Source organism: Pseudomonas sp. S32, from assembly GCF_016648095.1.
Taxonomy (GTDB): Bacteria; Pseudomonadota; Gammaproteobacteria; order Pseudomonadales; family Pseudomonadaceae; genus Aquipseudomonas; species Aquipseudomonas parafulva.
Genome location: NZ_JACVVF010000085.1, coordinates 1 through 8,507 on the forward strand (window position 1 = coordinate 1; position 8,507 = coordinate 8,507).

An 8,507-nucleotide genomic window follows, 5' to 3' on the forward strand; every position below is an offset into this window, starting at 1 on the left:
CCCCCCCCCCCCCCCCCCCCCCCCCCCCCCCCCCCCCCCCCCCCCCGGGGGGGGCCCCCCCCCCCCCCCCCCCCCCTGCCTGTTAAGGCGCTACTTGGGCGTGCCGTGCACCACCCCTGCGGTGTTGTCCAGCAGGCTCTTGGTGGCGGTCTGAATGTAGGCTTCCAGCTGCTTGAGCATCTGCGGCTGGTCCGGGCTTTCGATCAGCTCGGCCTTGAATTCACGGCCCAGCTGGTAGCGATACAGCCGCGGGTTCATGTCCTTGGACTCGATCAGCACGCGGTCGCCCTGCACCAGGCCGACGATCTGCTCGCTGCCCGATGGCTTGATCATGCCCACGCCCTGGTCGCCTGCAGGCAGATTGAGCAGGTCACGGCCCCAGCACTGGTGACGGGTTTCGCCACCCAGGCGGCCCATGATGGTGGGCACGATGTCCACCTGGGTGCCGACGGTGTGGTTGACCGCACCGAACTTGTCCTGGATGCCTGGTGCAATGAGCAGCAGCGGCACGTTGAAGCGGCCCAGGTCCAGCTCGGTGACCTGCTGGTGGTTACCAAAGCCGTGGTCGCCAACGATCACGAACAGGGTGTCCTTGAAGTAAGGCTCCTTGCGGGCCTTCTCGAAGAACTGGCCCAGCGCCCAGTCCGAGTAGCGCATGGCGGTGAGGTGCTCGTCCAGGGTGCCCTGGCCGGTGACTTTCTCCACCGGCAGGTTGGCGGGCAAGGCGTACGGCGTGTGGTTGGACAGGGTCTGCAGCAAGGCGTAGATCGGCTTCTTGCCGTCATGCTTGGCCAGTTCCTGATTGCCACGGTCGAACATGTCCTGGTCGGACACGCCCCAGGTGGGGTCGGAGAACACCGGGTTGACGAAGTCGTTGCGGCCAATGAACGTGGTCATGCCCTGGTTGCCGAAGAACCCGGACTGGTTGTCCCAGGCAAAGTCCCCGTTGTACACGTAGACGTCGTCGTAATCCCGGGCACTGAGCAGCGCCGGCAGGCCGGACAGCTTGTGGCCCCCTTCCGGGGTTTGCATCAGGTACTCAAAGCCCGGCAGGTTGGGGAAGCACGCCATGGTGGCGAACATGCCCTGGTGGGTATGGGTGCCGTTGGAGAAGAAGCGGTCGAACAACAGCCCCTCCTTGGCCAGCTTGTCGAAGTACGGGGTGATGTTGTTGGGGCTGCCCAGCGCGCCCACCGAATGGCCGGCAAAGCTCTCCATCAGGATCACCACCACATTCTTGATCGGCAGCGTGTTTGCGGCGGGTGGCAGGAAGTCACGGCGCACGGCGGCTTCGTCGGCATCCACCAGGGTGTCATTGGGCGTCAGCAGTTGCTGGCGCACGGTCTGGGTGGCCACGCCCTGCTCCAGCACCGGTTTCCAGATGTTGGCGCGGTCTTCACCGAAGCGGCTCTTGGCCGCATCGATCAGCGTCAGGGTACCGTTCAGGCCCAACTGGTTGACGAAGTTGGAGTCGGTGGTGAACGCATCCCCCCATCGCATCGGTGGGCCCTGGCGCAAGGTGCCACGGGCGGCGACCACGGCCACCAGCAAAATCACCATGAACACTGCCAGCCGGTTGTACCAGGGGGCGACACGCTGCACGCCACCACCACGGGTAGCGCGGTCGACCCCCTTGAACAGCAGGCTGAGCAGCCAGGTGCCGAATGCCCAGGCCAGCAGGTAGCGCACTACCGGGAAACCGTACCAGAGCATGCTCATGACGGTCTTGGGGTCTTCCTTGATGTACTGGAACACCAGGCCGTTCAGGCGCTGGTGGAACTCGCGGTAGAAGTCCAGCTCCATCAGGCCGAGGAACATCACCACGCTGGATGTGAGGGTGAGCCAGAAGCGGAACACCCCGCGCCGCGCCATGGCCCAAGGGCTGAGCAACGCCAGCAGCAGCGGCACGCTGATGTACACCACCACCCGCAGGTCGAAGCGCAACCCGTTGAGGAAGCCCTCGGCAACGGTTGCAGCAGGCGTATCGCCGACCATGTCGCTGTTGTAGACCAGCAGCGCAAGGCGCACGAGGCTGAGCATCAGCATGATGACCAGCGCGCTCAGCAGCGTGTAGGCCAGGTGGGATTTGAGGGTGGGCGAGAACGACGCTCGCGCGCCCCATTGCTTCAAGGCGTCCGGGTTGGCCATGAACGGGAAGGTCCTAGAATTGCGGTTTGCGAAGAGCGCGACGGCCGAAGGCCATCGCAGCATTGTGCGGGAGCGGATTCTGTTTAAATCATTGTGAAAATTTTGTCACGGCCCGATTGGCCACTGGCGGCACTGCGGCCGGGTGCCCGGCCGCCAACGTTCAGATACGCACGTTGCCGCGTGGGCCGGCGATGGCCCATATCACCAGGCCAACCACGGGTAGCAGCGCGATCAGCAGTATCCACAGCACCTTGCTGCCCACCTCGTTGCCGCTCTTGATCACGTTGAGAATGGCCCAGATGTCCAGCGCCAGAATGATCAGGCCTACCAGGCTGTTGAACGTCGATCCCATGCCATGTACTCCAGTTCAGGGGGTTGATGCTGCATAGCATAGCCAGCTATTACGTCGATAGAGCGGAATCCTTGGCGCCAGGCTCGGGTCACTGCTTAGACTGCATTGTCTTTTGAACCCGAGGTTTGCATGCCCCCTGTACACAGTCACAGCGCCGCCGCTTCCCCGCTAAGCGCCTGGCGGCAACACATCGCCAACAACCCATGGGTAGGCGCCGGCCTTGTTCTCAGCCTGCTGGCGGTGCTCGTGCTGCTGGGCGCCAGCCTGTGGAATGCCGTGCACGGCGACCATTCGCAGCACCTGCACCTGGCGGCCGTAGGTGGCCTGGCAGGGTTCGGTGCCACGGCACTGGGTGCAGTATTGGCGGTGGTGCTGCGTGACGTGAGCACGCGCAGCCAGGATGTGATGCTGGGTTTCGCAGCAGGCATGATGCTGGCGGCCAGTTCGTTCTCGCTGATTCTGCCGGGCCTGGATGCCGCGCGGGACATCACCGGCAGCGGCCCTGCTGCGGCGTTCGTGGTGGTGGTGGGGATGGGCCTGGGGGTATTGCTGATGCTCGGGCTGGACCGCTTCACCCCCCACGAGCATGAGCGGGTGGGCGTAGCCGGCCCGGAAACCGAGCGGTTCAGCCGGGTGTGGCTGTTCGTGCTGGCGATCACCCTGCACAACCTGCCCGAGGGCATGGCAATAGGTGTCAGCTTCACCAATGGCGACATGAACATCGGCCTGCCGCTGACCACCGCCATCGCCATCCAGGACATCCCTGAAGGGCTGGCGGTTGCGCTGGCCTTGCGCGCTACCGGGCTTTCGAACCTGAAGGCTGCCCTGGTGGCGATCGGGTCCGGGCTGATGGAGCCCTTGGGTGCAGTGATCGGCCTGGGAATATCCACGGGTTTCGCGGTCGCCTACCCTATCAGCATGGGGCTTGCAGCCGGGGCGATGATTTTTGTGGTCAGCCACGAAGTCATCCCTGAGACCCACCGCAATGGCCACCAGACCTCGGCAACCCTGGGCCTGATGGGCGGCTTTGCAGTGATGATGTTCCTCGATACCGCACTGGGCTGAGCCCGGCGCTTGTGCACGTCGCTTAGACGTGCACGGCAACCTTCAACGCTTCCAGGGCAGGTTCAACCTTGATGCCCAGCGCCGCACCTAGCTCCGTCACCCGCGCCAGGTCATGCTGGCCGACCATCACCATTTGCAGTTCGTCATCGAGCAACTGGCTGAAGTTGAGCAGCACGTAACCCCCTGCTTCCTTGTTCAAGGCTCCCATCTGTACCTGGATGCGGTTGAGCGCGGTCAGCGGCTCGGTGCGTGCCAGTTGCTTGGGCTTGAGGGTAAGCGGCACGCTTTGGTCAAACGAGCCGCTGATGTGCTCGAACAGCTCCTGGTAGCTGTCGGCCTGGAAGACCACGGTATCGGGCAAACTGCCGAGCACTACCCACTCGCCCAGGGGCATCGGGAAGCTGTCGTCATAGTTGATGTCGGGGTTGGCGGCAAGAAATGCCGCCGGGTCGGCGTAGGCCTGGGCAGCCTCATCGGCAATGCGCTCGATATCGGCCTCACGCATGCAGCCTGCGCCAATGAGGCTAATGAATTCGAGCAACTGAGTTTTCATGAACGGGGCCTGCGGCGGGTAAAAAGGTGCCAAGGATAGCCGCAAATGCCCCTGTGAGGTTAGCCTGCCAGCGCTTGCAGGCGCGCCGCAGCGTCTACTGCGCCCATGGTATGGGCCGCAACAAGGGCAGTGGCACCCCGTGCATCCTGGCGCGCCGGGTCTGCGCCTTGGGCCAGCAGGTAGTCGAGGATCTCCAGGCGGTTGAACATGGCCGCCAGCATCAGCGCCGTGCGCCCGTCCTGCGCGGCTGCATCTACCGGTACGCCGTTCTCGAGCAGCAGGCGGATCATCGCCATGTCGCCCTTGAACGCGGCCCCGGCAATGGGCAACTGGCCGTTATCGTTGGCGATCAGCGCATCGGCACCGTGGGCCAGCAGCACACGCACCGCATCGTGGTGGCCGTGGTAGCTGGCCAGCATCAACAGGGTATCGCCCTTCTGGTTGCGCAGGTTCACGGGCAGGCCGCTGGCGAGCAAGCGCTCGAGCATCTCGGCGTCGCCTTGGCGGGCGCGGTCGAACACTTGTTCGGCAAAGGCGGCGGCTTCATCGGCGGTCATTTGAGAGGGCGCGGCTTGGGTCTGCATGGGGGAACCTCCTGGCAATAATCGGTGCCTAAGTGTTTGTCAGGCCCCGGTTGCGGGTCAAAGGTTCAGAATCTATCGCTGCGATAGCCCAACGAGCCCCGCCGTGCAAAATGCACTGTGCAAATTGCACGACCTTGCAGCTTGCACGGAACCCCTTCTTGAAGTAAGCCGCAAGCCCTTGATTTACAAGGGTTTTTGCAATATCCAAAAACTGGCACGGTCACTGCAATCTACAACTCCACGATTGCCCTACACCTGTCAGGAGTTGCCATGAACCTTATCCAGGAAAAATTCGTTTCGGTCTTTTCGGCTTACCAGGTTGCTACCCAGCCTCGTCCGGACGGCGGTGTTCTCCTGACCCTTCGCGCTGCTGACGGCAAGGTGACCCGCCGTGTGCTCACCTACGGGCAACTGCACAGCGCCGAACAGCTGTCCTGGGCCATCAGCGCCATCCGCCGTGACCTGGCCGAGCAAGCCAGTGAGCTGCCGGTGATCAGCATGCTGCAAAGCCAACAACGCTTCGCCCTGCCGACCTACCGCTGAGTGGTCGCCTGCCTGAGCTGGCCTGTTGGCGGGTGACTCCCGATGGATTCACCCTCGAACAGACCAGCAAGGCCCATCAAAGTTCGTCGATTCCCAAAAACGCGCGTGCGGCATCATCGCCCGTATATAACGGATTTGCGCTCTGCTCGCTCGAATAGAGTCTGAACGCAAGGCAAAACGGGGTTTCGCCCAACTCCACCCAGCGCCGCGTGTTCGCCGGTATGGTCAACTGATCGCCTTTCTCGCACACCACTGAATACACCCACCCGCCCAAGCGCAAGCCTAGCTGCGCACGGCCGCTGATCACCGCAAACACTTCCTGGCCGTTATGGGTGTGCTCTTCCCGCAGCGCTGAGGTGTCCCCCTGCTCGCCGTCGCGGTTCACCAGCCGATAGACGGAGCTGGCGTGGGTAGCCATGAGTTGGTCAAGGTGATCACCACATGCGCCCAGCACGTCTGCATCGGCTGTGCCTGGGCGTATCCGAAGACCATGCTCGGCGTGGATCAAAGACACCCCGTGCTCGGCCAGCGCCGCCTCGATGTCTTCCCGGTGGGTCAGCACCTTGTTGGGTAATGCCGGGCTGGAAGGGTCAAATACGCAGAGAATGCTCATCAGCGGTCAGGTCCTGGTCGGTTGCGAACGGGTCGCCATGATAACGGCTGCAGCCAGCGCCGAGGCGCTGGCCATACCAAAGGTGAAGCCTGGCCCCAGCCATGTCCAGCTGTAGCCCGCGTACAGTGCGCCGAGCGCCCCGCCGGTGCCTGAAAGCGCGGCGTAAAGGGCCTGGCCCTGACCTTGTTGGCGCGGCCCGAAACTGGCCTGCACGAACGCGATGCTGGCAGCGTGAAAGCAGCCGAAGGTGGCAGCATGCAGCAACTGTGCGAACACTAGTACCCCAGGCTCCGCCGCCAGGTTGCCCAGCAGCAACCACCGAACGGCCGCCAGCACGAAGCTGGCCAGGAGCACCCGCTGGATACTGAACCGCGCGAACAGGCGGCTCATGGCCATGAACATCAGCACCTCAGCCACCACGCCCAACGCCCACAGCAGCCCGATGGCGCCGCGGCTGTAGCCCAGGTGTTCCAGGTGCAAGGTCAGGAAGGTGTAGTAAGGCCCGTGGCTCAGTTGCATCAGTGCCACGCACACATAGAACGCCACCACACCGGGTGCTCGCAGCTGGTGCAGAAAACCGCCAGCTGCGCGGCGCTCGCCCTGCTCGACGGGCTGGGCATTGGGTACCCACAGGCTGGCGGCGACGATGCCGGCCATGATGGTCACCAGGGCGACCGGGTAGATATCCAGGCTCAACCACTCGAACAGGCGGCCTAGGCCGACCACGGTCAGGATGAAGCCAATCGATCCCCACAGGCGTACTTGGCTGTAGCGTGCGGTTTGGCCATGCAGGTGTGCCAGTGTGATGACTTCGAACTGGGGCAGCACTGCATGCCAGAAGAAGGCGTGCAACGCCATGACCAGTGCCAGCCAGGCGTAGCTTTTACCCAGAAAAATCAGGGAAAAGGTCGCCAGCGTGCACAATGCCCCCAGGCGCACGATAAGCAGCCGCTGGCCCGTGCGGTCCCCCAGCCAGCCCCACAGGTTGGGGGCGATGCAGCGCATCAGCATGGGGATGGCCACCAACTCGCCGATACGTGCCGGCGTGAAGCCCAGGTGGTCAAAATAAAGTGCCAGAAACGGCGCCGTGGAGCCCAGCAGGGCGAAATAGAACAGGTAAAAGCTGGACAGCCGCCAGTAAGGGATTGCGGGCATGGAATGGCCTTTGTGGCCTGCTGCGGGTGCTTCGCTAGGCGAAACACCCGGCACGGGCGGGTAAACGCTAGCGCAGTACGGGCGTGGTGACCTTGACGTCGGCGTTCTGCGCGCGGTGGCGCAGCAGGTGGTCCATCAGTGCAATGGCCATCATCGCCTCGGCGATAGGCGTGGCGCGGATGCCCACGCACGGGTCATGCCGGCCCTTGGTGATGACCTCAACGGGGTTACCGTGCACATCGATGGAGCGGCCTGGCACGGTGATGCTGGACGTTGGCTTCAAGGCCAGGTGAGCGACGATTGGCTGACCGGAAGAGATGCCGCCCAAAATGCCACCGGCGTTGTTGCTGAGGAAACCTTGCGGGGTCATCTCGTCACGGTGCTCGGTACCGCGCTGTGCCACGCTGGCAAAGCCCGCGCCGATTTCCACGCCCTTGACCGCATTGATGCTCATCAGGGCATGTGCAAGCTCGGCGTCCAGGCGGTCGAAGATCGGCTCGCCCAGGCCAGGCATCACGCCTTCGGCGACCACGGTGATCTTGGCGCCGACCGAGTCCTGGTCACGGCGCAGCTGGTCCATGTAGGCCTCAAGCTCCGGCACCTTGTTGGGGTCCGGGCTGAAGAAGGCGTTCTGTTCTACCGACTCCCAGGTCTTGAACGGGATCTCGATAGGGCCCAGCTGGCTCATGTAGCCACGCACCGTGATGCCCTGGGTAGCCAGGTACTTTTTGGCGATGGCACCGGCAGCCACACGCATGGCGGTTTCACGGGCCGAGCTGCGGCCACCACCGCGGTAGTCACGCTCACCGTACTTGTGGTGGTAGGTGTAGTCGGCGTGAGCGGGGCGGAACAGGTCCTTGATTGCGGAGTAGTCCTTGGACTTCTGGTCGGTGTTGCGGATCAGCAGGCCGATCGAGCAGCCCGTGGTACGGCCTTCGAACACTCCGGACAGGATTTCCACCTCGTCGGCTTCCTGGCGCTGGGTGGTGTGCCGGCTGGTGCCGGGTTTGCGCCGGTCGAGGTCGTGCTGCAGGTCGGCGAGGGAGATTTCCAGGCCTGGCGGGCACCCATCGACAATGGCGACCAACGCCGGGCCATGGCTCTCGCCTGCGGTGGTGACAGTGAACAGCTTGCCATAGGTATTGCCGGACATGGACGCTCCGCGAGATCTGCCTGAGATGAACGAAAGGCGGCAGTATACAGGATGGGGCTGGGAGATGGCGTGGCGTACAAACCAGGCGGTCGCCCGCGCCTGTTACAGGCGAGATCTGCCTGAGATGAACGAAAGGCGGCAGTATACAGGATGGGGCTGGGAGATGGCGTGGCGTACAAACCAGGCGGTCGCCCGCGCCTGTTACAGGCGTGACCGGCCCGAAACAAATGTAGGAGCGAGCGCAGCTCGCGATGCGCCTCGCGGGCGGCGCTCGATTTCTCAGGCGCTGCAAATGTCACGCTGACCACCTCCCAGCCCAACCGCGTTCTACCGGTGAAGGG

General features: G+C 63.6%; 9 protein-coding genes. 2 read left to right on the forward strand and 7 right to left on the reverse strand.

The genetic code is table 11. The features are described 5' to 3' along the window. Positions 1-90: 90 nt before the first annotated feature. Positions 91-2,148: an LTA synthase family protein gene (locus IAE38_RS23245; protein ID WP_201219515.1), complete on the reverse strand. Its 2,058-nt coding sequence runs from the start codon at positions 2,146-2,148 to the stop codon at positions 91-93. Positions 2,149-2,308: 160 nt separating this feature from the next. Continuing rightward, positions 2,309-2,500, reverse strand: coding sequence for a PLDc N-terminal domain-containing protein (locus IAE38_RS23250; protein WP_028634756.1), 192 nt, complete (start codon positions 2,498-2,500; stop codon positions 2,309-2,311). A 129-nt stretch (positions 2,501-2,629) separates the two neighbouring features. Between IAE38_RS23250 and IAE38_RS23255 the strand changes: the two genes are divergently transcribed. Beyond that, positions 2,630-3,565, forward strand: a complete 936-nt coding sequence (locus IAE38_RS23255; RefSeq protein WP_060481572.1) for a ZIP family metal transporter — start codon at positions 2,630-2,632, stop codon at positions 3,563-3,565. Between the two features lie 22 nt (positions 3,566-3,587). Here the strand turns inward: IAE38_RS23255 and IAE38_RS23260 are convergent, their stop codons facing one another. Both IAE38_RS23260 and IAE38_RS23265 read right to left on the reverse strand, forming a co-directional pair. After that, positions 3,588-4,118 (reverse strand): hypothetical protein, encoded by a 531-nt coding sequence (locus IAE38_RS23260; RefSeq protein WP_201164838.1) that lies wholly within the window; start codon positions 4,116-4,118, stop codon positions 3,588-3,590. Positions 4,119-4,177: 59 nt separating this feature from the next. Then, on the reverse strand, positions 4,178-4,702 hold the full coding sequence (locus tag IAE38_RS23265) for an ankyrin repeat domain-containing protein (RefSeq protein ID WP_028634753.1): 525 nt from the start codon (positions 4,700-4,702) through the stop codon (positions 4,178-4,180). 270 nt (positions 4,703-4,972) lie between these two features. Here IAE38_RS23265 and IAE38_RS23270 point away from each other — a divergent pair, with 270 nt between their 5' ends. Beyond that, positions 4,973-5,245: a DUF3509 domain-containing protein gene (locus IAE38_RS23270; RefSeq protein ID WP_028634752.1), complete on the forward strand. Its 273-nt coding sequence runs from the start codon at positions 4,973-4,975 to the stop codon at positions 5,243-5,245. Positions 5,246-5,321: 76 nt separating this feature from the next. Here IAE38_RS23270 and IAE38_RS23275 read toward each other — a convergent pair whose 3' ends face one another. From IAE38_RS23275 to aroC, 3 genes are all read right to left on the reverse strand, one after another. Next, the gene (locus IAE38_RS23275) at positions 5,322-5,858 is read right to left on the reverse strand and encodes an oxidase (protein ID WP_201219517.1); all 537 of its coding nucleotides are present in this window, start codon (positions 5,856-5,858) and stop codon (positions 5,322-5,324) included. Between the two features lie 6 nt (positions 5,859-5,864). Next, entirely contained in the window at positions 5,865-7,013 is a 1,149-nt protein-coding gene (locus tag IAE38_RS23280) for an MFS transporter (RefSeq protein WP_201219519.1), read from the reverse strand. Between the two features lie 67 nt (positions 7,014-7,080). Further along, positions 7,081-8,166, reverse strand: coding sequence for a chorismate synthase (gene aroC / locus IAE38_RS23285; protein ID WP_201214666.1), 1,086 nt, complete (start codon positions 8,164-8,166; stop codon positions 7,081-7,083). Positions 8,167-8,507 lie beyond the last annotated feature (341 nt).